This window comes from Methylobacterium sp. Leaf88, assembly GCF_001422795.1.
In the GTDB taxonomy this organism is placed as follows: Bacteria; Pseudomonadota; Alphaproteobacteria; order Rhizobiales; family Beijerinckiaceae; genus Methylobacterium.
In genome coordinates this window covers 16,553-40,461 of the sequence record NZ_LMMK01000019.1, presented here as the reverse complement: position 1 = coordinate 40,461, position 23,909 = coordinate 16,553, and the positions used below count along the sequence as shown (strand labels likewise).

The following is a 23,909-nucleotide window of genomic DNA, read 5'->3' as shown; positions in this document are numbered from 1 at the left end:
CGCGTGCCGCCAAACACCGCGGCACGCGCCACGTCTCGAAACCGGAGGATCGCGCCATGATGCACGGAGACATTTCGTCGAGCCAGGACAGCGTCGGCGTCGCCGTCGTGAACTACAGGATGCCCCGCCTGCACACGCGGGACGAGGTCCTGGAGAACGCCGCCAAGATCGCCGACATGGTGGTCGGCATGAAGTCCGGCCTGCCCGGCATGGACCTGGTGATCTTCCCCGAATACTCGACCCACGGGATCATGTACGACGCGGCCGAGATGTACGAGACCGCCACCACGGTCCCGGGGCCGGAGACCGACATCTTCGCCGCCGCCTGCCGCAAGGCGAAGGTCTGGGGCGTGTTCTCCCTCACGGGCGAGCGCCACGAGGAGCACCCGAACAAGGCGCCCTACAACACCCTCATTCTGATGAACGACCAGGGCGAGATCGTGCAGAAGTATCGCAAGATCATGCCCTGGACGCCGATCGAGGGCTGGTATCCGGGCGACCGGACCTACGTCTCCGACGGCCCCAAGGGCCTCAAGATCAGCCTCATCATCTGCGACGACGGCAACTACCCGGAGATCTGGCGCGACTGCGCCATGCGGGGCGCCGAGCTCATCGTCCGCTGCCAGGGCTACATGTATCCGGCGAAAGAGCAGCAGGTCCTGATGTCGAAGGCGATGGCGTTCGCCAACAACACCTACGTGGCGGTGGCCAACGCCGCCGGCTTCGACGGAGTCTACAGCTACTTCGGCCACTCGGCGATCATCGGCTTCGACGGGCGGACGCTGGGCGAGTGCGGCGAGGAGGAGATGGGCATCCAGTACGCCGCCCTGTCGAAGTTCCTGATCCGCGATGCCCGCGCCCACGGGCAATCGGAGAACCACCTCTTCAAGCTGCTGCATCGCGGCTACACCGGCATGATCGCCTCGAAGGAGAACCGGCACGGCCTGTCGGAATGCCCCTACGACTTCTACCGCCGCTGGATCGAGGACCCCGATGCCACCCGCGAGGCCGTGCGGGCGATCACCCGGCCGAGCGTCGGCACCCCGGAATGCCCGATCGAGGGCATCCCCTTCGTGGGCAAGGGCGAGGGCCCGCCCGACCCGGCTTGATCCGGCGCCCCTCACCCGTGTGAGGCCTCGAGGGGCCTCGGCCAGCGACGGCGCGACGATGCGCGGGAACCCGGTTGACAGGCGCGAGATGTGTCGTATTGTCGTCGACACACAAGCGAAATCGATTATGCCCACCACCACCCGCTTCGCCGTCGCCGTCCACATCCTCGCCGCCCTGGCGGTGAGCGGCGGCAAGCCGCTCCGGTCCGAGGATCTCGCCTATTCCGTCAACACGGGCGCGGTGGTGATCCGGGGGCTTCTGTCCCGCCTCGGCGAGGCGGGGCTGACCCGTTCGCAGATGGGGGCGGGCGGCGGCGCGCTGCTGGCCCGACCGGCCGAACGCATCCGCCTCCTCGACGTCTACGGCGCGGTGGAGGATACGGCGCTGTTCACCCTGCACCGGACCCCGCCCTGCGAGGCCTGCGCGGTCGGCGGACAGATCCAGGCCGCCCTCAGCCCGATCCTCGGGCGAGCCCGGCAGGCCCTGGAGGACGAGTTGGCGACCGTCACCATCGCCGACATCGCCGCCGAGGTGGCGCGCCTCGGCAAGTTCACGATCCCCCTCTCCTGGTGATCGTTTTTTACCCTAAAGTGTAATCGCGTCGTCGACATAACAACATTCGAGCTGGATGCGGCCGGCATTGAATGCGGATTGTTCGCCACCGGGGCGCGGACGGCTCGAAGACGCAAAGCCCCCGGCAGCAACCCCCTTCATGACAGGAGCGACACCATGAGCATCGGTATCCTTGGTTCCGGCGGCCTCGGCTCGAACTTGGCGCGGGCACTGGCTCGCAACGGCATCGCCGCCACGGTGGCGAACAGTCGGGGGGCGGCCTCGCTGGCGGCCCTCGTCGCGGAACTCGGTCCCTCGATCACGGCGGGCACCGTCGTGGAGGCGGCCAGCGCCGACATCGTCTTCGTCGCGCTGCGCTGGACCGACACCGAGACGGTGCTGAGCCGCCTGCCGGCCTGGAACAACCGCATCGTGGTCGATGGCACCAACCCGGTCGAGTTCCTCGACCCGAATTCGCCCGCCGCGAACGATCCGGCCAACCCGCTGGCCGCCTACGGTATCAAGGCCGTTGATCTCGGCGGCCGCGCGTCGAGCAGCCTGATCCGTGCCCTCGTCCCCGGCGCACGCGTGGTCAAGGCCTTCAATCACCTCGACGTCAACGCCCTGCCCCAGCCCCAACTCTCCGGCGGTCAGCGCGTGCTGTTCTATTCCGGCGACGATGCGGCCGCGAAGGCCGAGATCCGCGCGCTGATTGAGGCCATGCGGTTCTTCCCCGTCGACCTCGGCGCCCTCGACACCGGCGGCCCGCTGGCGGAACTGCCCTTCGGCCCCCTCGCGGCCATCAACTTCGTCAAGGTCTGACCGGCGGTCCCGCCTACGATTCGGGCTGGACCGCGAAGCCCGGATCGAGGGCCGGTTCCGTTGCCGCGGGGCCGGCTCTCGCCGTTCTGCGCCGCGGGGCCGCGCCGCCGCCGTTTGACCCGGGCGGGCGGCGCCTCTACCGCCCTTGCCGAGACCCGTCGCCCCTGATCGATACCCCGGAAGGAGGACGTCCCGGCATGAGCCAGCCCGAGACCGACGCGCGCCTGCGCCGCGCCGCGGAGCTGGAGCGGGAGGCCGCGCGCCTGCGGGCCGAGGCCCGCCGCTCCGCCGAAGGGCCGGGCATCGGGCCGGATGAGGCCGGGCCGGATGGGCCGGAGGCCGACCCGATCCCACACCGGCAGGCGATCCTCGACAGCACGACCCGCTTCGCCATCCTGGGCACGGATCGCGACGGGGTGGTGACCGACTGGAATGCCGGCGCCGCCCGCCTCTTCGGCTGGCCCGCCGCCGCCATCCGTGGCCGCGGCGTCGCCTGCCTGTTCACCCCCGAGGATCGCGCGATCGACCGGCCCGGGATCGAGATGCGCCTCGCCCTGGAGCAGGGCCGCGCCGAGGACGAGCGCTGGCACCTGCGCGCCGACGGCACGCGCTTCTGGGCCTCGGGCGAGATGATGCCCCTGCGGGACGGCGACGGCCGGCACATCGGCTACGTCAAGGTCGTGAGCGACCGCACCGCGGAGCACCGGGCCGGGGACGCCCTACAGAACGCGGAGATGCGCCTGCGCCGCGCCCAGGAGGCCGGCGGCATCGGCGTGTTCTCGGTGGGCATCGACGACGGCATCCTGCACCCGACCCCGGAATTCTGCCGCCTCTACGGGCTGCCCGTGGCCGCGACCTATCCGGCCTCGGTCTTCGAGCGCCTGGTCATTCCGGACGACTCGCACCTCGTCTCCACGGCGGAGAGCCGCCGGCGGGGCGAGCCGCCCCGGGACGTCGAGTACCGCATTCGCCGGCCCGACACCGGCGAACGCCGCTGGATCGCCCGCCGGGGCGAGATCGAGCGCGATGCCGCGGGGCGCCCGCTTCGGTTCTCCGGCGTCGCCCGGGACGTCACCGAGGCGCGCTCCGCCCGCGACGCCCTGGCCACCAGCGAGGCGCGCTACCGCGCCCTGTTCGAGGCCGTCGACGACGGTTTCTGCATCATCGAGTTCTTCGACGGGCCGCACGGCCCCTTGAGCGACTACGTCCACGTCGAGGCCAATGCCGGCTACGAGCGCCACACCGGCATCCCGGACATCGTCGGCCGCACCCTGCGCGACCTCGCGCCGGCGGAGGCCGAGGGCTGGCTCGAGCTCTACGGCGGCGTCCTGCGCACCGGCACCGCGATCCGGTTCGAGCGCGCCTTTCCCCTGGCCGGCCGGCACATCGAGGTCTCCGCCGCCCGGATCGAACCGGCGAGCCGGCGCCAGGTCTCGGTGCTGTTCCGGGACATCTCGGCCCGCCGCCGGGCGGAGGACGCCCTGCGCGCCAGCGAGGCCCTGGCCCGGGAGAACATCGAGCGGGTGCAGCTCGCCCTGGCCGCCGGGGCGATCATCGGCACCTGGCTCTGGGACCTGCCCACCGACCGCTTCAGCGTCGACGAGGCCTTCGCCCGCAGCTTCGGCCTCGATCCCGCCGCCGGGCGCGAGGGCCTGAGCCTCGCCCAGGTGGTGGAGACTGTGCACCCGGACGACCGCGCCGGCCTCGCCGAGGCCATCGAGGCCGCCATCGCCCGGGGCGGCGCCTACGCGCACCAGTACCGCACCCGGCGGGTGGACGGCCGCTACTACTGGCTCGAGGCGAACGGCCGCGTCGACCACGGCCCCGACGGCACCCCGCTGCGCTTTCCCGGCGTGCTCATCGACGTGGAGGAGCGCCGGGCCGGCGAGGCCGAGCGGGCGCGGGTCACCGAGCAGCTGCGCAGCCTCAACGAGACCCTGGAGCAGCGGGTCGCCGAGCGCACGGCCGAGCTGATGCGGGCCGAGGAGGCCCTGCGCCAGTCGCAGAAGATGGAGGCGGTGGGCCAGCTCACGGGCGGCCTCGCCCACGACTTCAACAACATGCTGGCGGGCATCGTCGGGTCCCTCGAGCTGATGCAGACCCGCATGCTGCAGGGCCGGGTCGGCGACCTGGAGCGCTACATCGGCGCCGCGCAGGGGGCGGCGCGCCGGGCCGCCGCCCTGACGCACCGCCTCCTCGCCTTCTCGCGCCGCCAGACCCTGGCCCCGAAACCCACCGACGTGAACCGCCTCGTCGAGGGCATGGCGGAGCTGGTGCGCCGCACGGTCGGGCCGGCGGTATCGGTCGAGGTGGTGGGCGCGGCCGGCCTGTGGCCGACCCTCGTGGACCCGAGCCAGCTCGAGAACGCCCTCCTGAACCTCTGCATCAACGCCCGCGACGCCATGCCGGACGGCGGCCGCATCGTGGTCGAGACCGGCAACCGCTGGCTCGATGCCCGCGCGGCGCGCGAGCGCGACCTGGAGCCGGGCCAGTACGTCGCCCTCTGCGTCTCGGACAACGGGACCGGCATGACGCCCGACGTCGCCGCCAAGGCCTTCGACCCGTTCTTCACCACGAAGCCCCTCGGCGAGGGCACCGGCCTCGGCCTGTCGATGATCTACGGCTTCGCCAAGCAGTCGGGCGGCCAGGTGCGGATCTACTCCGAGCCCGGCGCGGGCACGATGGTGTGCATCTACCTGCCGCGCCATCTCGGCGCGGCGGAGGGGGTGGAGACGGTGCCGGACCTGTCGGAGGCGGCCCGGGCCAAGGTCGGCGAGACGGTGCTGGTGGTGGACGACGAGCCCACCGTCCGGATGCTGGTGACCGAGGTGCTGGAGGATCTCGGCTACGCCGCCATCGAGGCGGCCGACGGTGCCTCGGGCCTCAAGGTGCTGCAATCCGATGTGCGCATCGACCTCCTCGTCACCGATGTCGGCCTGCCCGGCGGCATGAACGGCCGCCAGATGGCGGAGGCGGCCCTGGTGTCCCGCCCGGGCCTGAAGGTGCTGTTCATCACCGGCTATGCCGAGAACGCCGCCCTCAACCACGGCCACCTCGCCCCCGGCATGCAGGTGCTGGTCAAGCCCTTCGCGCTCGAGGCCCTGGCCACCCGCATCCGCGGCCTGATCGAGGGCACCGCGTGATAACCCTCGCCGGTTGATTCCTCGGGCGCTTCGCACGCGCGGGTCCCCTCCGGGAGGGAGAGGGACAGGGTGAAGTGCGGGACCGCGTCGGATGGGCCACGCCCCTCACCCCGACCCCTTCCCACACCGGAGAGCGACGGCCCGCCGAGATCGCTGCCGCGGGCCCCGTCCGGGTCCAACGCCTGTTCGGCCGTCTCCCGAACTCGCGGCGCGTCGCAACCGGCTGTAACTGCCCGGACGGCAACGATCCGGCCGCCGTCGCCCGCGTTGCCGGTGTCATCGCAGGCGGCTGAGTGAGTCCCCCCCACCAAAACGGGAATCGCCGGTTCATCCCCGTCCTTTCGCACCGAGCGCGATTCCGACCAGGATGGTGAGCGCCGCGACGACGAGCCGCGGATCCAGCCCTTCGGCCAGGATGACAGCCGACAGACCGATCCCCACGGCAGGCGTCGCAAGAACACCGAGAGATGCGGTGGTCGCCGGCACGCGCCGGTTCACGACCGTCATGGCCCAGAACCCGAGCGCTGTTCCGATGACGCCGTTGTAGGTGAGCGCCAGCAGCGCGGGCGTCCCGATCCGCGTCGGCGGTGCACCCTCGACCGTGAGCGCCAGGATCACAAGGACGATGGTCGCGAGCAGGCATTGCCAGGGCATGAGCTGGAGCGGCGTCGCCTCCCAGCGATGGGCCCGGGTGTAGACGATGCTGACCGACCAGCAGAGCGCGGCCACGATCACCAAGCCGTTCCCGAAAAGGACCGCCGCGTCCCCCCACGCGAAGCTGCCCGGCTCGAAGAGCACCAGCAGGCCGGCGATGCCGACCGCGATGCCGGCGACTTGCCGCGCGGACACGCGCTCGCCGAGGAAGAAGAAGGCGGCGGGCGCGACCCAGAGCGGGGTGGTGTAGCCCAGCACGATGGCGCGGCTCGCCGGAACGAAGACGAGCCCCGCCGTCATGAGGCTCGCGAAGGCGACCATGTGAAAGAGCGCGATCACGAGGATGACCGGCAGGTCGGCCCGGGACGGCAAGACAAGCTGTCGGGCCGCAAACAGGGATGGGAACAGGACGAGAGCGGCCAGCGCAGTGCGGATGGCGACTGCCCAGAGCGGCGTGACCTCCCGTACCGCCAGCTTCATGACGACCCAGTTGAGGCTCCAGGCCAGGACCACGAAGGCGAAGAGGCCGATGGTGGAGAGGGCAGAGGCCGAATCCCGCTTTTGGGCGGGGAGAGCGGCAGTGGGTGCGGGCATCGCGGCGGCCTCATGTAGACAGGTCTGTCTACACTGTCTCACATGGGACGGCCTGTCTACATGGTCGGGATGACATCAGACCCAGGCACCGCGGCATCCGCTCCCATCCCGGCCCGGGATCGCATCCTGCGGACGGCACAGGATCTCTTCTACAGACAAGGCATCCGCGCCACCGGCATCGACCGGATCATCGCGGAGGCGGGGGTGACGAAGGTGACCTTTTATCGGCACTTCCCCTCCAAGGACGTCTTGATCCGGGCTTATCTGGAGCGGCGGCACGTGGCCTGGATGGCTTGGTTCCGCGCGGCGCTCTCGTCCGCCCGCGCCGCCCAGCCGGAGGAAGAGCGCAGGGAGGCACCGCTGGTGCCCGTGCTCGACGCCGCGCGAGCGTGGTTCGGCCTCGCCGACTTCCGGGGGTGCGCCTTCGCCAACACGGTCGCGGAGGCGGGGGAGGCCGCCTTGCCACTCGCCGGCATCGCGGCGCAGCACAAGCACGAGGTGCGGGATGCGATTGCGGCGCTGTTGCCCCCGACCGCGAGGGGTCGCGCCGAGATCGCCTGGGCCGCCACTCTGGCCCTGGACGGAGCGGCTGTGAACGCGCAGTTCGGCGAAGCTTCCGCGGCTGCGGCACTGGATGGCCTCCGCAGCCTTCTCGATGCCCTCGGCTCGCGCCCGTCCCTTCCATGAGGGTCCGCTTTCCGCCCCGCGCCGGACTGGCCGAAAGCCCATGAACGACCGCGTCCGGGAAGCGCCGGCGGCTGTCTCTGCGGCTTCCCCGGGTCGCAACCTGCCCCCGATGGTCCAGCGGAGGCGGGCGCTCCCGGAATCCGCCGACCCTTCGCCGACCTTCCGCTGCGCCGCGCGCTTCAGGCAAATCCCGTCAGGTGGCGCGGGCTGCGTGGTCCACTCTGCCGGCGGATCGCGGACTGGGCGATCACGGGTGACGCGCCGGTGCTCGGCATCCGGCTGCGGCGGGTGACCGTGTGAACGGCCGTTGAGGAGGGGGTACGGACCTGATGCGTCGGGTTCAAAGCTCGCGTCGGCGCGTGCCGGCCCTGTCGCCTTCGATAAACCGGCGGATGACTTCTTTCTCCTTAGCCATCTCGCCTGTGGAAACGCGCCCGAAAAGACGATCGAGCCAGATGGACGTGAAGAAGACCAGGACCCAGCCTATCGCAAGCAAGAGGAATTCGGTTTCAACAGCGTAGATTTTCCCATAGCAAGCCCTGACGAGCATCTGAGATGCAAAGGCGATTGGATAAAACCAGAAAACTTTCCAGTTTGAGGGCATCGTATGACTCCAAGCGCCGTCATTGTCCGATGCGAAACTCAACGAAGGTTTATTAGGGAAGTGCCAAAGTGAACTTCCATCACAGGTTTTCGGCAGCCCTGTTCAAGCGGATCCGTTCCATCGAGCAACACCTATTGGAACATTGCGGCTGCCGTCTGCAATGGATGGCTTTCCGCCGGTCTGCTTTCGGACGGCAAGTGCATCTAAGCGGACATCGTGGGGTTTCGAACGCACCGACCAAGTTGAGGCCGGGCCTGATTAGACCGAACCCCTCGCACGGAAGCCGAGGAGCCGGTGCAGGACGTCGCCCAGTTGCACCGCCGAATACGGTTTCTGCAGTAGCTCGAACCCGTACGTGCCCTCCTGCACCAGCACGTGGCTGTAGCCGGATGCCAGGACCACCGGCAGGTGCGGTATCCGCCGCTGCAGTGCCTTGGCGAGCTCTACGCCACCCATGCCTGGCATCACCACGTCGGTGAACACCAGGTCGAAGCCGGCGCCGTCGCCGCCCAATCGGTCCAACGCCTCCTCGGCGTTGGCCGCCCAGGTCGGTCGATAACCCAGGTCCTCAAGGATCTGGGTCGCGAACTGACCGACCCCGATGTTGTCCTCGACAACGAGGATGCGCTGCCCCGTGCCAAGAGGCGTCACGCCCCCGTCGGGCCCGCGGACACGGGCCGGGACCTCCTCTTGCTCGACTTCCGGCAGGTAGAGCGTAAAGGTTGTGCCTTCCCCTACCGTGCTGGCCACATCGATGTCGCCGCCCGATTGCTTTGCAAAGCCGAATACCTGCGACAGGCCGAGTCCGGTGCCCTTGCCGACCTCCTTGGTGGTGAAGAACGGCTCGAAGATCCGGCTGAGCAGGTCCGGGGGGATGCCTGAACCCGTGTCGACGAGGGAGACCGCGGCGAAGGCTTTGCGCGAGCCGGCATGGCCGCGGATGACGGGAAGGGTTGTCCGGCATCCGAGGCGCAGGGTGAGTGTTCCTACCGCGTCCATGGCATCGCGTGCGTTGACGGCCATGTTGATGAGTGCGGTCTCGAACTGACTTAAATCCGCCCGGACGAAGCATGGCGCGTGGGGCACCTCCGCGACCACGCGGACGCGTGCGCCCGTCACGGTATCGAGCATTTCCGCGATCCCACGCATCCTCTCGCCGACGTCGAACACCTCTGGCTTGAGGGCCTGCCGGCGTGCGAAGGCGAGCAACTGGCCGGTCAGCTTGGCCGCGCGCTCAACCGTATCAGAGACGGCGTTCAGGTAGCGATCCTTGCGCGCCTCTGGCAGGTCCGGTCGGCGAAGGAAGTCCACGGACGAGCGGATGATCGTCAGCAGGTTGTTGAAATCGTGCGCGACGCCGCCGGTGAGCTGGCCGACGGCTTCCAGCTTCTGGGATTGGCGGAGGGCCTCCTGGGCCTGCTCCAGCTCGGCCTGCCTTTCCCGGGCCTCGGTGATGTCACGTCCGGTCGCGTAGGTCAGCGTTCCGGCCGGGGCGGCGGTCCATGAGATCCAGCGCGTCGAGCCATCCTTGTGCCGGTAGCGGTTGACGATATGGGGCATCCCGCCCTCGGACGCCTCGGTATAGGCGTCGACCGTCTCGCCGTGGTCCTCCGCCAGGACGAACTCGTTGACGTGGTGACCGACCAGTTCGTGCGGCTCGTAGCCGAGAAGGCGGGTCCATGCCGGGTTGACCCGCCGGAAGACGCCCGCGAAGTCGATGATGAGCATCAGGTCGGGCGCGGTGTCCCACATCAGGTCTCGTTCGTTCGTGCGCTCCTCGACGCGCCGCTCCAAGGTCGCGTTCAGGCTGCGCACCTCGCCGAGTGCCCGTTCCAGGCTCTCTTGGCTGTCCTTCAGCGCGGCATCGGCCAGCACTCGCTGCGTGGTCTCGTTGGTGAAGATGAACAGGCCCGCGATCCTGCCGTCGGCGTCGAGCACCCGTGAATACGAGAAGGAGAACCACGTCTCCGCCGCCCCCCGGTCGGTATCGAGCGTCCACGGAAGGTCCTCGAAGCGGTGGCTGCGCCCGGCGAAGGCGTCTTCGATGATGGGCTTGGCCTGTTCCCAGGCATCCGCCCAGACTCTGTCGAAACGCTCGCCCGTGGCCCAGGCCACCCGGGGGCCGAGCAGGCGGGAATAGGTGTCGTTGAAGAAGAAGTGCAGGTCCGGCCCCCAGGCCAGGATCATGCTCTCGGGCGAGTTCAGGACCAGCGAGAGCGCGGTCTTGAAAGCTTGCGGCCACGTCTCGGGTTGCCCGAGAGGATGGGCAGACCAGTCGCGCTCGCGGATGAGGCGCGCGGCCTCGCCGCCCCCAGCCAGGAACGCTGTCGCGTCGCTCACCGTGTCATGCCCAGCGGACGCCGTACGAAGCGGCAATGGCTGCGCCCGGACGTCTTCTTGCTGGATCGGTGACACCTCTCATCGAGCGTGTCGAAGACCGTGCGGTCGTAATTTTCGCAGTCGCCGAAAGACGTGATCGCGCGCTTCGGCTTATCGGAGGACATTTCAGGGGCCATGCCCCCTTATGACACACGCGCCTTCAGTGGTCGCCGAGGGATTGCTCCTCCGCCGGGCTATGGTGCCTGCTTTTCGCTTCGAACCAAAGTCGCCCTCGGGGCGACGAACGGCTGCTTACAGGCAGCGCCGACAACGATGTGAGCGACCGGCTTGGGTCGCAACCGGCCCCCCGATGACCAGGCGGAGGGCGCGCTCCCGGGATTCGCCGACCCTCCGAGCTCCGCCCCTCAGGCAAATCCCGTCAGGTGGCGCAGGGCCGCCGCGTGCAGCTCCGGGTTGGCGGCGGCGATGACGCGACCGTCGAAATCCGGGGTGAGCGGGCGACCGGCCCAGTCGGTCATCACGCCCCCGGCGCCCTCCACCACGGGGGCCAGGGCCATGACGTCGTAGACCTTGAGGCCGGCCTCGACGACGAGGTCGCAATGGCCCGAGGCGAGGAGGCCGTAGGCGTAGCAGTCGCCGCCGAAGCGGCGCAGGCCCACGGCGGCGCTCAGGGCCGCGAAGGCCTCGGCGTCGGCCCCCCGGAACAGGTCGGGGGAGGTCGCGAACAGCCGGGCCTCGGCGAGGGCGCGCCGGCTGGTGCGGATCGGCTTGCCGCCGAACCAGGCGCTGCTGCCGTTGCCGTGCCAGCGCTCGGCCAGGGCCGGCATGTCGATCAGGCCGAGGAGCGGCCGCCCGCCCCGCACCAGGGCGATCAGGGTGCCGAAGAGCGGCATGCCGGTAATGAAGCTCTGGGTCCCGTCGATGGGGTCCACCACCCAGGTCAGGTCGTGGCTGAAGTCGCCGCCCTCTTCCTCGCCGAGGATGCCGTGCGCCGGGTAGGCCTGGCGGATCTCGGCCCGCAGGCGGGCCTCGATGCCGCGGTCGGCCTCGGTGACGGGGCTCGCATCGGCCTTGGCCTCCACGGCGAGCGGCGTGCGGAAGTGGCGGCGCGCCAGGGGGCGCACGCTGTTGGCGAGGTGGTGGGCGAAGGCCATCAGCCCGTCGGGCGTGGCGTCGAAGCCCGCCGGTGGGGCGAGGGTCGGGAACATGGGATCGGCCTTGGGCGACGGGGAACGCGGGAACGAGAAGGCGGCGGTCACAGCAAGTGCAGCCAGCGCGGCCAGTCGGGATGGTGGAACAGGGTCCGGGCCCGCGCGAGCTTCCAGGTCCCGTACTTGTAATAGTCGAAGTCGAGGGTCGAGACGCGCTCCTGGATCATCGCCCAGGTCGCCCATTTGAGGTCGCCCAGCGCCTTCAGCACCGCGGTGCGGGCGTCGATCTGCGGGGTCCAGCGGCCCCAATAGGCCTCGATCATCTCGCGCTCGACCGCGGCCGGGAACGCCATCTCGTCGAACCACAGGGCGAGCTCGTAGGCGCGCTCGTTGTTCGAGGCGTACTCGAAGTCGACGAGGCGGACTTGGTCCTGCCCGTCGAGCATGAAGTTGCCGGCCAGGGTGTCGTTCATGCAGGGCACGAGGTCGAGGCCCGAGGCCAGGAGCGCGGCCTTGGCCTGGCCATAGCGCCGCATCAGGAAGGCCGCATCCTGCGGCACCCGGCCGCCGACGGCCTCCACCTGCCCGACATGCTCCTCGATCATGTCGAAGATCGTCTTGGTCAGGGTCAGGGCCGGGGCGTCGTTGAAGGCCCGCAGGGCCCGGACCGCGTTCTGGCGCACGACCGGGCGCAGGAAGTCGAGGTTCGAGGACGCCCGGAAGTCGTCCAGGAAGGCGAAGATCTCGACGCCGTCCTCCGGCAGGTAGTCGAGCACCGCCACCCCGAAGCCGCAGGCCTCGGCCCGCCGGCTGGCCTCGTGGGCGGCGTCCCGCGCGATGAACATCTCGGTGCCGCGCCCGGGCACCTTGAGGAAGACGTCGATCCCCTCCCCCGCCTGGACCCGCCAGTTGGTGTTGCTGATGCCGCCCGAGACGGCGCGGTAGCGCAGGGGCGTGCCGGCCCAGGCCGGCACCCGGGCGAGGATCGCCTCCAGGGCCTGCTCGGGGGCGCCCCGCCCCTCGCCCATCCGTGTCCAGCTCATCGCGTCCTCCCCGCAGCCGTCCGGTCCGTCACAGCCGGCGCAGCCAGAGCTCGAAGTCCGGCGCCGCCATCGTGGTGCGCGCGTGCCGCAGCCGCCACTGGCCGTACTTGAAGAACTCGATGCCGGGCCGGCGCGAGGTCACCGCCCGGGTGATCCCCCAGAGGCCCCACATCAGGTCGTCCACCGCGCCGTAGAGCCGGCAGCGGGCGAGCAGGGCGTCGGTGCAGCGCCCGGCATAGGTCTCGATGGCCTGGCGGCGCTCGGGCTCGAAGACATAGGCCTCGTTGAGGAGCGCGCCGATCTCGAACCAGGGGTCGAAATCGCCCGCGAGGTCGAAATCCACGAGGCGGACGCCGTCGGGCGCGAGGCCGCCCCCGTCGAAGCGCAGCATGAGGTTCGAGGCGGTGCCGTCGTTGCGGCAGAACCGCTGGTCGAAGCCCGCCGCCGCGATCGCCGCGCGGATCAGCTCGGCCTCCGCCAGGAGCACCGCGAAGTCGTCGGGCACCGGGGCGGCGCAGGCCTGGGCCTCCGCCGCGAGGGCGGCGATCCGCCCGAACGGGCAGAAGCTCTGGCCGAGGGGCTCCGCCCCGTGCAGCCGCCGCAGGGCGCCGAGGACCTGTGCCATCGTGTTCGCCTCCTGCAGGTCGCCGACCCGGGCGTAGCGCCAGGGCTCGGGCAGGTCGGCCAGCACGACCACGTCCTCGCCCTGGGCCAGCAGGGCCGGGCCGAGGCCGAGGGCCCCGGCCCGGCGCGTCGCCTCCGCCATGGCGGGGCGGATGTCGGCGGCCATGTCGGCGTGGCGCCGCTTGACGAAGACGGGATCGGCGCCGTCGCGCCGGACCCGGGCGCAGTCCGAGGCCACCGCCCGGTGGGTCGGGGAGGCGACCGGCGCCGCCGCCAGGGCGATCTGCGCCGCCCCGGCCTCCCAGCCCGGGAGGCGCGCCAGGGCGTCGGCGATGCGCGTCGCGAAGTCCGGTTCGGGGGCCATCATCCTGTCGGCTCCGGTTGCGCGGCCCGCACCGGGTCGCCGCCCCGGCGGCACAGGCGCCTGGCCGCCTCCCGCATCAGGGCGAGGCCCGCCGCGAGATCGGCCGGGTCGGTGGCCTCGGCCTCGTTGTGGGCGATGCCGTCGATGCTCGGCACGAAGACGAGTCCCGTCGGGCAGATCCCGAGGAAGCTCAGGGCGTCGTGCCCCGCCACCGTGTCCATCCGCAAGGATTCGAGGCCCTGCGCCGCGGCGCAGGCGGCGACGAGGTCGCAGACCGCCTCGGGCATCGCCCGGATCGGGCGCTCGCCCCGGCTCGTGATCGTCAGCCCGGTGCCGGCCCGGTCGGCGGCCCCGGCGAGGAGGCGGTCGGCCCGGCGCCCGGCCTCGGCCAGGATGGCGTCGTCGGCGGACCGGAGCTCCACCGAGATCGCGACGTGTGCGGCGACCACGTTGGCGGAATTCGGCGCGACCTCGACACGACCCACCGCGGTATACAGCAGGCCGGGCCACGCATCGGCCAGCGCCCGGATGTCCGCGATGGCATAGGCGGCGGCGAGCAGCGCGTCGCGCCGGCGCTCCATCCGCCCGGGCCCCGTATGGGCCTGGACGCCGGTGAAGGCCGCCTCGATCTTGGTCGCCCCCCAGTTGCGGGTGACGATGCCGATGGTCCGTCCGGCCTCCTCCAGCGCGGTGCCCTGCTCCACGTGGATCTCGAGGTAGCAGGCCGGCTGCGGTGGCGGTGCGTCGCCGCCCGCCTGGCCGATCGCCGCCAGAGCCGCCCCCAGGCGGATGCCGTCGTCGTCGCGGCAGGCCAGCGCCTCCGCCACCGTGTGTCGGCCGACATAGGTACCGCTGCCGAGGAGGCTCGGCCGGAAGCGGGCGCCCTCCTCGTTGGTCCAGTTCACGGCGCAGAAATCGGCGTTGAAGCGCCCTCCGGCCCGCCGGGAAGCCATCAGGCCGGCACCCACCCGCAGGGCGGCGGCGACGCCGTAGGTACCGTCGAGGCGGCCGGCGCGGCTCTGGCTGTCGAGGTGCGAGCCCATCATGACGAGGGGCGCATCTTCCTGATCCGTCAGCGAAAACAGGCCGAACTGGTTGCCCGTCGCGTCGACCCGCAGGGTGCCGCCGGCCGCCCGGACCATCTCCGCGAACACGGCGCGGGCGGCGCCGTCCGCGGGGCTTGCGCAGAGGCGGGTCACGCCGCCCCCGGGGGTGGCGCCGCAGGCGGAGAACCGGTCGAGCAGGTCCGCGAGGGCCCGCGCCTCGCCGGCCTCAGGTATGGATGGTCTCGATCTCATGCCGGGCGAACGCGTCTTGGAACGCCTCCGGCGGCGGCTTGTCGGTGACGATGCTGAGCTTCTCGCCGAGACCGAAGGTGCAGAGATTGGCCTGCCGGCCGAACTTGCGGGAATCGGCGAGCAGGACGGCTCTGCGCGACTGACCCTTCAGCGTCCGGCGCAGCACCGATTCGTGCTCCTCGTAATCCATCCAGCCGTGCTCGAGATCGCAGGCGGCGATCCCCATGAAGGCGATGTCGAAGAAGTAGCGCCGGGCGTAGGCCACGGTCTCGTAGCCCACCAGCGCGTTGTCGTTGCTCCGCAGGGTGCCGGGCGTCAGGTTGACCCGGGCCGGGCCGCTGCCGAGATGCAGGGCCACGTCCACCGAGTTGGTCGTGATGGTGAGATTGCGCCCGGTGAGCCGCCGGGCGAGGGCGAGCGTGGTGGTGCCCGTGTCGATGAAGACCGACATCCCGTCCAGCACCAGGGTCTCGGCCAGAACCGCCACGCGCCCCTTCTCGCGGGTGTTGAGCTTGCCGCGCTCCTGCAGGGGGCGCTCCTGATCGAGGCGCGGCGGCACCGCGCCGCCGTGGATGCGCCGGAGCAGGCCGCGTTCCTCCAGCATCTTCAGATCGCGGCGGATGGTTTCTTCGGACACCTTCAGGAAGAGGGCCACATCCGCGACGCCGACCCGGCCCGTCCCATGGAGGCGGGACAGGATTTCCTGGTGGCGATGATCCGTCAGCATGCTCGATGGCCGTCCTACCGTTCACCCGATGATAACGGTGATCTGTGGCCGCGGTCGCGCGGGAATGCGGACGCGGCATCCGGTATCCCATGCTCGTTCGCGTTGTCCTGCAACTGGAATGATGCATCGAATCTCGCCTTGCGCCGTCGGCGCGTGTGACCGGTCGGTCAAAAACCACAGACACAGGTCGTTTCCCGAAATCCTGCGGCATCGCCGGATGCAATCGAACCCCCACCCCGGCATGGTCCGCACGTCGCCCGACGCGTATGTCTGCCGGAATTCCCAAGGAAAACGTTCCGCGTTTCGATTACGCCGCGACTGGCGAGGTGGGTCAATCGGGAAATCTGGGTTTTGTGGTTTCTGTGGCTTTACTGCTCATTGCCGGGGCCGTTTGCCGATCCCTTGGGCAGTCCTGCCCGCGGGATACCGGCGTCCGAGCCTCAGCCGACCAGGTCGGGAGCGCGGCGGTGACACGTCGCCTGTTCGTAGTCGTAGGCGAAGCCGAGGAGGTCGGCCTCGCTCCACATCCGGCCGACGAAGATCAGGTTGAACGGCGACCCCGAGGCGTAGAATCCGGCCGGGACCGTCACGCCGGGCAATCCGGCGATGTTGATCTCGCACACCGTGGTCTCGTTGATCGCCTCGTCGCCGTGAAGGGGCGGAAGTTCGTTCCGCATCTGCGGGAAGACGAGGCCGTCGAGGCCGCTCGCGTCCATCACCGCGTCGAAGTTCGCCAGGTAGGCCTCCCGCAGGGTGAGGAAGGCGGAGAGATCCGGTGGCACGGTCGGGTTGGCGAGGATCGGCGCGAAGGCCGGGATGGCATGCAGGTAGCGCAGCACGCCGATGGGGCCGAAGGCGTCCTCGGCCTCGGTGGCCGCGGCGAAGGCCTCGACGCTGCGGATGGCGGCGCTCGGGCCGAGGCGCTGCAGATAGAGGTGCAGGTCGTAGGGGACCGATTCCATGCCGCGGGCATCGAAGTGATTCAGGCCCGGCGTGGGGCGGCCCAACGCCGCGAAGCCGGTCCCGGCGAAGGGATCGGCCACCAGCGTGGCGCCGCGGGCGGCGATCTCGTCCTGTGCGCGGGCATAGAGCGTGCCCGCCTCCGGGGAGAGCGGCAGGTCTCGCCAGCCCGGGCCGAACAGGCCGAGGCGCTTGCCCTTCAGCGCTCCGGTGTCGAGGTGGGCGGTGTAGCCGCCCCGCGGGCGCTTGCCGATGCCCGCCACGGTCTTCGGATCCGCGGGGGTGTAGCCTGCCAGCACGTCGAGCGTCAGCGCGGCGTCGCGTACGCAGCGGGCGATGGGACCGACCACGTCGCGGGTGCTGCCGGCGAGCGGCACCACGCCGGCATTGGGCACCAGGGCGAAGGTCGGCTTGATGCCGACCAGCCCCTGCGCCGAAGCGGGATTCTGGATCGACCCGCCCGTTTCCTCGGCGAGGCCCAGCACCGCGAAGCTGGCGCCGACGGCAGTCGCCGTCCCGGCGCTGCTGCCGCCGGGCAGGCTCTCGGGCGCGGCCGCGTTCAAGGTCGGGCCGGCCCAGCTGTCGTTGGCGTGGCTGCCGGTAGCGCTCAGCACCGGCACGTTGGTCTTGCCGAGCATGACGCAGCCGGCGGCCCGCATCCGCGCCACCACGGGCGAGTCGGTCTCCGGGATGAGGTCGACGCCGCCGGTCCGGGCGCTCAGGAAGTGCCAGCCGGCGGTGGTCGGCAGCCCGGCCATGTCCATCGGGTCCTTGATCACCACGGGCACGCCGGCCAGCGGCCCCAGGGCCTCGCCGGCCGCGCGCCGGACATCGATGGCGCGGGCATCGGCCAGGGCGTCCGGGTTCATGACGATGAGGGCGTTGTAGTGCGGGTTGTGCGCCGCGATGCGATCGAGGAAGGCCTGCGTCAGCGCCTCGGAGGTCACACCGCTGGCAAAGGCGTCGGCCGCATCGGCCAGGGTCATCTCGACCACGTCGAAGGGGCTGCGTGTCGTGGCATCCATGCCGGACGTCTCCTGACTGGAAAAAACGGGGGTGTGGCCCTCAGGCCATGCCGACGAACTCGTCGATCATCGCCCGGTCGCGGGCGACATCGGGCGGGACTTCGCGGGTGATGCGGCCCTTCTGCAGGATCAGCACGCGCTGCGAGAGGGACGCGATGAAGTTCAGGTTCTGCTCCACCAGCAGCACCGCGAGGCCCCGTTGCCGGCCGATCGCCCGGAGCGTCTCGATGATCTCCTCGATGATCGAGGGCTGGATGCCCTCGGTGGGCTCGTCGAGGAGGATGATGCGGGGGGCCCCGCAGAGGCAGCGGGCCAGGGCCAGCAATTGCTGTTCGCCCCCCGAGAGGGCACCGCCCGGCCGGTCGAGATAGGCCTTCAGGCGCGGGAACAGGGTGAGGATGTCGGCGATCACCGCCTCCTCCCTGTCGCGCGACAGAAGGCAGCCCATCCGCAGGTTCTCGTGGACGCTGAGCGCCGGAAAGATCTCGCGCCCCTGCGGCACGTAGCCGATGCCGGCCCGGGCCCGGGCGGTCGGGGAGAGCCGGGTGATGTCGCGCCCGTCGAAGGTGATCGATCCGGCCGTGGCGGGCAGGTTGCCGGTGAGCGTCCGCAGCAGGGTCGACTTGCCCATGCCGTTATGGCCGAGGATGCCGACGAACGCGCCCTCATTCACCTGCAGCGACACGCCGCCGAGGATCGGGATGCGGCCGTAGCCGGAATGCAGGTCGTCGACGGCGAGGAGGGGGGCGGTCATGCGGCCTGCTTGCCCAGATAGACGTCGCGGACGCGGGCGTCGGACAGTACCGTGTCGACATCGCCCTCGATCAGGATGCGGCCCTGGTTGAACACGGTCACGGTCTTGGCGATCATCCGGATGAACGGCATGTCGTGCTCCACCACGATGACCGCATGGGTGCGGTTGATCTCGCGGATGAGGGCGGCGGTGCGCTCGACCTCCTCCTTCGTCATCCCGGCGGCGGGCTCGTCGAGGAGGATCAGCTCCGGCTCCTGGGCCAGGACCGTGGCGATCTCGACCCATTGACGCTGGCCGTGGGCGAGCTGCCCGACGAGGCGGGTGGCGATCTCGGTGAGCTTGAGGCGGGTCAGCGTCTCCTCGACGATGGCGCGGGTGCGGGCGAGCGACTTCTTGCGGCCCGCCGCGACGAAGACGTTCTCGCGCACCGACAGGCCGTTGAAGACGTTGGGAACCTGCGTCTTGATGCCGACCCCGAGGCGGGCGATCTCGTGCGGGTGCGCGGCCGTGATGTCGGTGTCGCGGAAGTGGATGCGCCCGGCGCTCGCCGTGAGCTGGCCGGTGAGCATCTTGAAGAAGGTGCTCTTTCCCGCGCCGTTCGGACCGATGAGACAGCGCAGCTCCACCTCCCCGAGGACGAAGTCGACCGCGTTGACGGCGGTGACGCCGCCGAAGCGCATGGTGGCGCCCTTGGCTTCCAGCAGGGGGCGGAGGGGTTTCGCCGCGGGGGACACGCTCATCGACGGACCTCCCCGGCCAGGGCCGCGCCCGGGGCGGGCCCGAGGGGCTTGGCCCGCATCCGCCGGCCGATGAGCGCCGTGCCGAGGCGTAGGAAGAGGTTGCGGGCCACCGGCACCAGACCCTGCGGGATCAGCAGCACGAAGGTGACCAGGATCGCGCCGAGGCCGAGGTTGGAATCGATGAGACTCTGGGCGCCGGCCTCGATGGTCAGCCACTGGATCAGTACCGCCCCGAGGATCGGGCCGAGCAGGGTGCCGAGTCCGCCGACGAGAACGAAGATGATCACCTGGGCCGACATGGTGAGGCCGAAGACCGTGGGGCTGATGAAGCCGCCCCAATTCGCGAATAGGCAGCCACCGAGGCCCGCGATGCCGGCCGAGATCATGAAGGCCAGGAGCTTGTAAAGGCGCGGATCGTAGCCGATGAGCTGCGCCCGGGTCTCGTTCTCGCGGATCGCCACGACCACGCGGCCGAACCGGCTCGCCAGGATGGCGCGCAGGACCACGTAGACGAGGATGAGGCTCCCCATCGCGGCATACCAGATCCCCTCGGGGTCGAGCGGGTTGCCGGCATCGCCCGGCAGGTTGAGGGCCGGGATGGCCGGGATGCCGTTGAAGCCGCCGAGTTCGGCCTCGCCGATCCGGTACTGGCTGCCCGAGGTGGTGTTCACGAGCTGAAACAGGATCACCGAGACCGTCAGGGTGATCACCCCGATATAGGCGTCCGAGATTCGGCCGTAGAACATGAAGTAGCCGAGCAATCCCGCGGACAGCATCGGCACCACGATGGCGAGCAGAACCGGCAGGGTCGAGTCACCGAGGTTCAGGACCGCGACGGCGTAGGCGTAGCCGCCGAGGCCCAGGAAGGCGGCCTGCCCGAACGACATCACGCCGCCATAGCCCCAGATGAAGCCCTGGCTGAGGGCGAACATCGCCATGGCCACGAAGCCGGTCATCTGCACGAGGCCAAAGGTGTCGAGGAGGTGGGGGGCTCCGAACAGGATGACGAGGCCCGAGGCGACCATGGCGAGGAAGCTCAGGGCCGCCGGACGGACCAGGGCTCGGAGCGGCGACGGGGGACGGGTCATAGGCTGCGCCTCAGGTAGCGGCCGGTGATGCCCTGGGGCAGCACGCGGATGAGCAGGACTGCGGCGACCAGAAGGGCCACGTCGCCGATGACGGGGGTGGTCTTGAACGAGACAAGCTCGTTGATGACCCCGAACAGGGTCGAGGCGAGACCCGTGCCGGTAAGGATCGCCGGGCCGCCGCCCAGCACCGTGATGAAGGCGCGCGAGATGTAGGCCGCCCCCATGGCCGGCGAGATGCCGGAGATCGGTGCGAGCACGCCGCCGGCGAGACCCGCCAGGCCGGCCCCGAGGGCGAAGGTCGCCATGTAGATCCGGTCCGGCGAAACCCCCAGGGAGGCCGCCATGCGCGGGTTCTGCATCGTCGCCCGCAGGATCAGCCCGAACCTCGTCAGGCGCAGGAGCAGGTAAAGGCCGGCCAGGGCCGCGCAGGCCACCGCCACGATGACCAGGCTGTAGAGGCTCGCGCCGTAGCGCCCGATTTCGAAGCTCCCGACCGGCGTGGACACGCCCCGGACCACGTTGCCGTAGATCGACGTGACGAGGCCGATCAGCCCGAGGCTGATCCCCCAGGTCGCCAGCATCGTGTCCATCATGCGCCCGTAGAGGAAGCGGATGACGGTGCGCTCGAGGACGAGGCCGATGAGGCCGACCACGAGGGGCGGCAGCACCAGCATGGCGACCCAGATGTTGAGGCCGGCATCGGAGGCTGCCACCGCCGTGTAGGCGCCGAGCATCATGAACTCGCCATGGGCGAGGTTGATGATCCGCATCATTCCGTAGATCACCCCGAGGCCGAGGGTGATCAGCGCAAGTGTCGCGATGCCCGCCAGGACGTTGAAGGCGAGGAGGCCGACGAGATCGGGCGCCATGCTCACCCTCAACCCTTCAGGTCGGGGGTGAACTGCTTGTTGGTCTTCGGATTCTTCAGGAGGTCGCAGGCGCCGGCCGTGTCGGCGGGGAACTGTTCCGGGAAGCTCGCGAGGATCTCCCACTTCTTGTCCTTGGGCCGGGCGAGGTAGGTGTTGCGGATGGTATGGTGGGTCGCCCCGTCCATGGTCACCTTGCCGGTCGGACCCTCGTAGGAGATGCCGGATTCCAGGGCGGCAATGACCTTGTCGCGGTCGAGGGAGCCGGCCTTCTTCACCCCCGCGGCCCAGAGCATGATGCCGTCGTAGGTGGCGGTGTCGAGTTCGCTGAGGTCGGTGACGTCGGCGCCGAACTTGGCCTGCATCCCCTTGACGAATGCGACGCTCCGGGCGTCGGGCAGGTCGTTGTACCAGCCGTAGCATGTGACGATGCCGGTGGTGGTCGAAGCATCCATGGTGGTGAGTTCGTCGCCGAGCCCGAAGACCGAGGAAGCCACGGGAATCCGGCCCTTCATCCCGGCGGCGTCCCACTGGCGGTAGAAGCCCGAATGGTTGGCGCCCACCAGGGCCGAGAGCACGAGGTCGGGCTGGGCCTGCTGGATTCGGCTGATCGCGGAGGAGAAATTCGTCACGTCGAGGGGGAAGAAGTCGGTACCGGCGACCGAGCCGCCGCCCTCCTTCATGAACTTCGTCATCCAGCTCGCGGTGATATGGCCGTAATTGTAGTCGGCCGCGATGATGTAGGCCTTCTTCCCCCAGGTATTCAGTGCATAGTCGACGAGGTGATTCACGGTCTGGGCCGGCGTCGTGCCGGTGCAGAACACGTTGCGGTCGCAGACGCCGCCCTCGTATTGGGTGTTGTAGAAGTACAGGGTCTTGGACCGGCCGAAGATCGGCCGAATCGCCTCGCGCGAGGCCGATGTGATGCCGCCCTGGATGACGTCGACCTTCTCCTTCAGTGCGAGTTGCTGGGCGTACTGCGTGTAGAGCTGCATGCTCGACTGGGTGTCGTAGGCGATGATCTTGATCGGCCGTCCGAGGAGGCCGCCGGCCTTGTTGATCAGTTCCACCGCGTATTCGGTGGTCTCGATCATCCGCTTGCCCTCGAGGCCGAGGGCGCCGCTGCCGTCGAGGAGGCTCCCGAGCTTGATCGGTTCCTCGGCGGCGAGGCCGTGGCGGGCGAGGAACGGCGTCGCGAGGGCGCCCGCCGCGGCGGCCGTGCCGAGCTTGAGCGCGCCGCGCCGGCTGATCGTCGGGTCTGTCATGCGTTCGTGCTCCTCAGGATTGCCGGCGGGAGGCCGTGTCCGCCGCCGGACGCTGTCAGGGCCTCGCGAAACCCAGCTTGGCAAAAGCAATGCCAACAAAACCCACAGATCGGTCATCGCCGTCGATCGAGGGCGCGATTGCCGTCCGCTTGGTCAGATCGGACAATTGAGCGCCACCCTCGGGGGCAGAAAGCCACAAATCGTGCAGCTCCAAACCGGGTCGCGCTGGCATCGACCACCCTGTCGCCCCCGGCCCGGCAAGAGCCGTACCGTTCGGTCCATCCCGACCGTTGCCCGTTCGGGAGCGCGGCGTGCGCAAACCAGCACTCGCGCGGGCCGGACGCGCGGCCTAGCTTGGCCCGTCCTCTCATCCAGACGCGAACCCGCCATGCCCGAATGCCTCGTCTTCCGCGTGCCGACCCGGCATCCCGCCGACGTCTCGGGGGTGATGGACCTCATCGCCGCCGGCGCCGTGACGGCGGACGAGATCGTGGCGATCTTCGGCAAGACCGAGGGCAACGGCTGCGTCAACGACTTCACCCGCCCGCTCGCCGTGATGGCGCTGGAGACCGCCCTCGCCGGCGCGATGGGCTGCACGCCCGCGGCGGTCGGCGCACGGGTTGCCCTGGTCATGTCGGGCGGCACCGAGGGCGGGCTCTCTCCCCACCTCCTCGTGCTGGCGCGCCGCGATGGTCCCGAAGTCGAGGGTGCTTCGGCGCTGGCGATCGGCACCGCGTTCACGGCCGATTTCCGGCCCGAGGCGATCGGCCGGACGGCACAGGTGCGGGCGACGGCCGCGGCGGTCGGCGAAGCCATGGTCCAGGCCGGGCTGGACACGCCGGAGGACGTCCACTTCGTGCAGGTGAAGTGCCCGCTCCTCACCAGCGCCCGCATCCAGGAGGCCGCCGAGCGCGGGGAAAGTGTGGCCACCCACGACACCTACGCCTCCATGGGTCTGTCGCGGGGCGCCTCGGCGCTGGGCATCGCCCTGGCCCTGGGCGAAGTCTCGGGCGAAGATCTCTCGGACGCGGCCATCGGCATGCGGCGCGACCTCTATTCCGGGCGCGCCAGTGCGTCCGCCGGCATCGAGCTGATGCACAACGAGGTCATCGTCCTCGGCAATGCCCGTGGCTGGTCCGGCCCCCACGCCATCGCCCACCGCGTCATGCGCGACGGCATCGATTTCGGCGCGATCCAGGGTGTCCTGGCGGATCTCGGGTTTTCCTCGTCGGGTCAGCTGGCTCCCGGGATGTCGGAGCGCGTGGTCGCCCTGCTCGCCAAGGCTGAGCCCTCGCATGACGGGCTGATCCGGGGCCGGCGCCACATCATGAACGACGACAGCGACATCAACGCCACCCGGCACGCCCGCGCCCTCGTGGGCGGGGTCGCCGCCGCCGCGATCGGGCGCACCGATCTGTTCGTCTCGGGCGGTGCCGAGCATCAGGGACCGGACGGCGGCGGCCCGGTGGCGATCATCGCCCGTGTGAGGGACTGACGC

20 protein-coding genes are annotated in these 23,909 nt (G+C 70.1%); 6 read left to right on the top strand and 14 right to left on the bottom strand.

Features of this window, described 5'->3' with window-relative positions:
• Positions 1–56: 56 nt before the first annotated feature.
• The 4 genes from ASF20_RS11645 (at position 57) to ASF20_RS11630 (ending at position 5,627) form a co-directional block, all read left to right on the top strand.
• Entirely contained in the window at positions 57–1,109 is a 1,053-nt protein-coding gene (locus ASF20_RS11645; protein ID WP_056274363.1) for an aliphatic amidase, read from the top strand.
• 127 nt (positions 1,110–1,236) lie between these two features.
• On the top strand, positions 1,237–1,683 hold the full coding sequence (locus tag ASF20_RS11640; RefSeq protein ID WP_056274360.1) for an Rrf2 family transcriptional regulator: 447 nt from the start codon (positions 1,237–1,239) through the stop codon (positions 1,681–1,683).
• A 156-nt stretch (positions 1,684–1,839) separates the two neighbouring features.
• Complete coding sequence (locus ASF20_RS11635; protein ID WP_056274357.1) at positions 1,840–2,484, top strand: NAD(P)-binding domain-containing protein; 645 nt, start codon at positions 1,840–1,842, stop codon at positions 2,482–2,484.
• A gap of 197 nt (positions 2,485–2,681) precedes the next feature.
• Positions 2,682–5,627, top strand: a complete 2,946-nt coding sequence (locus tag ASF20_RS11630) for a PAS domain S-box protein (RefSeq protein WP_082501299.1) — start codon at positions 2,682–2,684, stop codon at positions 5,625–5,627.
• A 327-nt stretch (positions 5,628–5,954) separates the two neighbouring features.
• On the opposite strand, the gene ASF20_RS11625 is transcribed toward ASF20_RS11630, so the two are convergent.
• A complete protein-coding gene (locus ASF20_RS11625) occupies positions 5,955–6,875 on the bottom strand; it encodes a DMT family transporter (protein ID WP_056274354.1) in 921 nt (306 codons plus the stop codon).
• A gap of 69 nt (positions 6,876–6,944) precedes the next feature.
• Here ASF20_RS11625 and ASF20_RS11620 point away from each other — a divergent pair, with 69 nt between their 5' ends.
• Complete coding sequence (locus ASF20_RS11620) at positions 6,945–7,562, top strand: TetR/AcrR family transcriptional regulator (RefSeq protein WP_056274384.1); 618 nt, start codon at positions 6,945–6,947, stop codon at positions 7,560–7,562.
• A gap of 340 nt (positions 7,563–7,902) precedes the next feature.
• On the opposite strand, the gene ASF20_RS11615 is transcribed toward ASF20_RS11620, so the two are convergent.
• The 13 genes from ASF20_RS11615 to ASF20_RS11555 all read right to left on the bottom strand — a co-directional run bounded on the left by ASF20_RS11615 (position 7,903) and on the right by ASF20_RS11555 (position 22,411).
• On the bottom strand, positions 7,903–8,166 hold the full coding sequence (locus ASF20_RS11615; RefSeq protein WP_056274351.1) for a hypothetical protein: 264 nt from the start codon (positions 8,164–8,166) through the stop codon (positions 7,903–7,905).
• 258 nt (positions 8,167–8,424) lie between these two features.
• Positions 8,425–10,506, bottom strand: coding sequence for a PAS domain-containing sensor histidine kinase (locus ASF20_RS11610; RefSeq protein WP_056274348.1), 2,082 nt, complete (start codon positions 10,504–10,506; stop codon positions 8,425–8,427).
• A 404-nt stretch (positions 10,507–10,910) separates the two neighbouring features.
• On the bottom strand, positions 10,911–11,714 hold the full coding sequence (locus tag ASF20_RS11605; protein ID WP_056221413.1) for an inositol monophosphatase family protein: 804 nt from the start codon (positions 11,712–11,714) through the stop codon (positions 10,911–10,913).
• 47 nt (positions 11,715–11,761) lie between these two features.
• Entirely contained in the window at positions 11,762–12,700 is a 939-nt protein-coding gene (locus ASF20_RS11600) for a phosphotransferase (RefSeq protein ID WP_082501298.1), read from the bottom strand.
• Between the two features lie 28 nt (positions 12,701–12,728).
• On the bottom strand, positions 12,729–13,691 hold the full coding sequence (locus ASF20_RS11595; protein WP_056274341.1) for a phosphotransferase: 963 nt from the start codon (positions 13,689–13,691) through the stop codon (positions 12,729–12,731).
• A complete protein-coding gene (locus tag ASF20_RS11590; RefSeq protein ID WP_056274338.1) occupies positions 13,688–14,986 on the bottom strand; it encodes a Zn-dependent hydrolase in 1,299 nt (432 codons plus the stop codon). The genes ASF20_RS11595 and ASF20_RS11590 overlap by 4 nt, the downstream gene beginning before the upstream one ends.
• Entirely contained in the window at positions 14,961–15,713 is a 753-nt protein-coding gene (locus tag ASF20_RS11585) for a DeoR/GlpR family DNA-binding transcription regulator (protein ID WP_056274336.1), read from the bottom strand. The genes ASF20_RS11590 and ASF20_RS11585 overlap by 26 nt, the downstream gene beginning before the upstream one ends.
• A 440-nt stretch (positions 15,714–16,153) precedes the next feature.
• Positions 16,154–17,698 (bottom strand): amidase, encoded by a 1,545-nt coding sequence (locus ASF20_RS11580; protein ID WP_056274333.1) that lies wholly within the window; start codon positions 17,696–17,698, stop codon positions 16,154–16,156.
• Positions 17,699–17,738: 40 nt separating this feature from the next.
• A complete protein-coding gene (locus ASF20_RS11575; RefSeq protein WP_056274330.1) occupies positions 17,739–18,452 on the bottom strand; it encodes an ABC transporter ATP-binding protein in 714 nt (237 codons plus the stop codon).
• Positions 18,449–19,192, bottom strand: coding sequence for an ATP-binding cassette domain-containing protein (locus ASF20_RS11570; protein ID WP_056221390.1), 744 nt, complete (start codon positions 19,190–19,192; stop codon positions 18,449–18,451). Before ASF20_RS11570 ends, ASF20_RS11575 begins: the two co-directional genes overlap by 4 nt.
• A complete protein-coding gene (locus ASF20_RS11565) occupies positions 19,189–20,280 on the bottom strand; it encodes an urea ABC transporter (protein WP_056274327.1) in 1,092 nt (363 codons plus the stop codon). The genes ASF20_RS11570 and ASF20_RS11565 overlap by 4 nt, the downstream gene beginning before the upstream one ends.
• Positions 20,277–21,149 (bottom strand): branched-chain amino acid ABC transporter permease, encoded by an 873-nt coding sequence (locus tag ASF20_RS11560; RefSeq protein WP_056221764.1) that lies wholly within the window; start codon positions 21,147–21,149, stop codon positions 20,277–20,279. Before ASF20_RS11560 ends, ASF20_RS11565 begins: the two co-directional genes overlap by 4 nt.
• Before the next feature lie 8 nt (positions 21,150–21,157).
• On the bottom strand, positions 21,158–22,411 hold the full coding sequence (locus ASF20_RS11555; protein WP_056274323.1) for an ABC transporter substrate-binding protein: 1,254 nt from the start codon (positions 22,409–22,411) through the stop codon (positions 21,158–21,160).
• Between the two features lie 388 nt (positions 22,412–22,799).
• Between ASF20_RS11555 and ASF20_RS11550 the strand changes: the two genes are divergently transcribed.
• Positions 22,800–23,906, top strand: a complete 1,107-nt coding sequence (locus ASF20_RS11550) for a ring-opening amidohydrolase (RefSeq protein WP_056274319.1) — start codon at positions 22,800–22,802, stop codon at positions 23,904–23,906.
• Positions 23,907–23,909 lie beyond the last annotated feature (3 nt).

Coding starts and splice junctions, on each gene's coding strand:
- ASF20_RS11570 (WP_056221390.1), bottom strand. CDS start 19,192: ATGAGCGTGTCCCCCGCGGCGAAACCCCTCCGCCCCCTGCTGGAAGCC.
- ASF20_RS11645 (WP_056274363.1), top strand. CDS start 57: ATGATGCACGGAGACATTTCGTCGAGCCAGGACAGCGTCGGCGTCGCC.
- ASF20_RS11550 (WP_056274319.1), top strand. CDS start 22,800: ATGCCCGAATGCCTCGTCTTCCGCGTGCCGACCCGGCATCCCGCCGAC.
- ASF20_RS11635 (WP_056274357.1), top strand. CDS start 1,840: ATGAGCATCGGTATCCTTGGTTCCGGCGGCCTCGGCTCGAACTTGGCG.
- ASF20_RS11575 (WP_056274330.1), bottom strand. CDS start 18,452: ATGACCGCCCCCCTCCTCGCCGTCGACGACCTGCATTCCGGCTACGGC.
- ASF20_RS11585 (WP_056274336.1), bottom strand. CDS start 15,713: ATGCTGACGGATCATCGCCACCAGGAAATCCTGTCCCGCCTCCATGGG.
- ASF20_RS11600 (WP_082501298.1), bottom strand. CDS start 12,700: ATGAGCTGGACACGGATGGGCGAGGGGCGGGGCGCCCCCGAGCAGGCC.
- ASF20_RS11560 (WP_056221764.1), bottom strand. CDS start 21,149: ATGGCGCCCGATCTCGTCGGCCTCCTCGCCTTCAACGTCCTGGCGGGC.
- ASF20_RS11615 (WP_056274351.1), bottom strand. CDS start 8,166: ATGCCCTCAAACTGGAAAGTTTTCTGGTTTTATCCAATCGCCTTTGCA.
- ASF20_RS11630 (WP_082501299.1), top strand. CDS start 2,682: ATGAGCCAGCCCGAGACCGACGCGCGCCTGCGCCGCGCCGCGGAGCTG.
- ASF20_RS11595 (WP_056274341.1), bottom strand. CDS start 13,691: ATGATGGCCCCCGAACCGGACTTCGCGACGCGCATCGCCGACGCCCTG.
- ASF20_RS11605 (WP_056221413.1), bottom strand. CDS start 11,714: ATGTTCCCGACCCTCGCCCCACCGGCGGGCTTCGACGCCACGCCCGAC.
- ASF20_RS11620 (WP_056274384.1), top strand. CDS start 6,945: ATGACATCAGACCCAGGCACCGCGGCATCCGCTCCCATCCCGGCCCGG.
- ASF20_RS11555 (WP_056274323.1), bottom strand. CDS start 22,411: ATGACAGACCCGACGATCAGCCGGCGCGGCGCGCTCAAGCTCGGCACG.
- ASF20_RS11640 (WP_056274360.1), top strand. CDS start 1,237: ATGCCCACCACCACCCGCTTCGCCGTCGCCGTCCACATCCTCGCCGCC.
- ASF20_RS11625 (WP_056274354.1), bottom strand. CDS start 6,875: ATGCCCGCACCCACTGCCGCTCTCCCCGCCCAAAAGCGGGATTCGGCC.
- ASF20_RS11590 (WP_056274338.1), bottom strand. CDS start 14,986: ATGAGATCGAGACCATCCATACCTGAGGCCGGCGAGGCGCGGGCCCTC.
- ASF20_RS11565 (WP_056274327.1), bottom strand. CDS start 20,280: ATGACCCGTCCCCCGTCGCCGCTCCGAGCCCTGGTCCGTCCGGCGGCC.
- ASF20_RS11580 (WP_056274333.1), bottom strand. CDS start 17,698: ATGGATGCCACGACACGCAGCCCCTTCGACGTGGTCGAGATGACCCTG.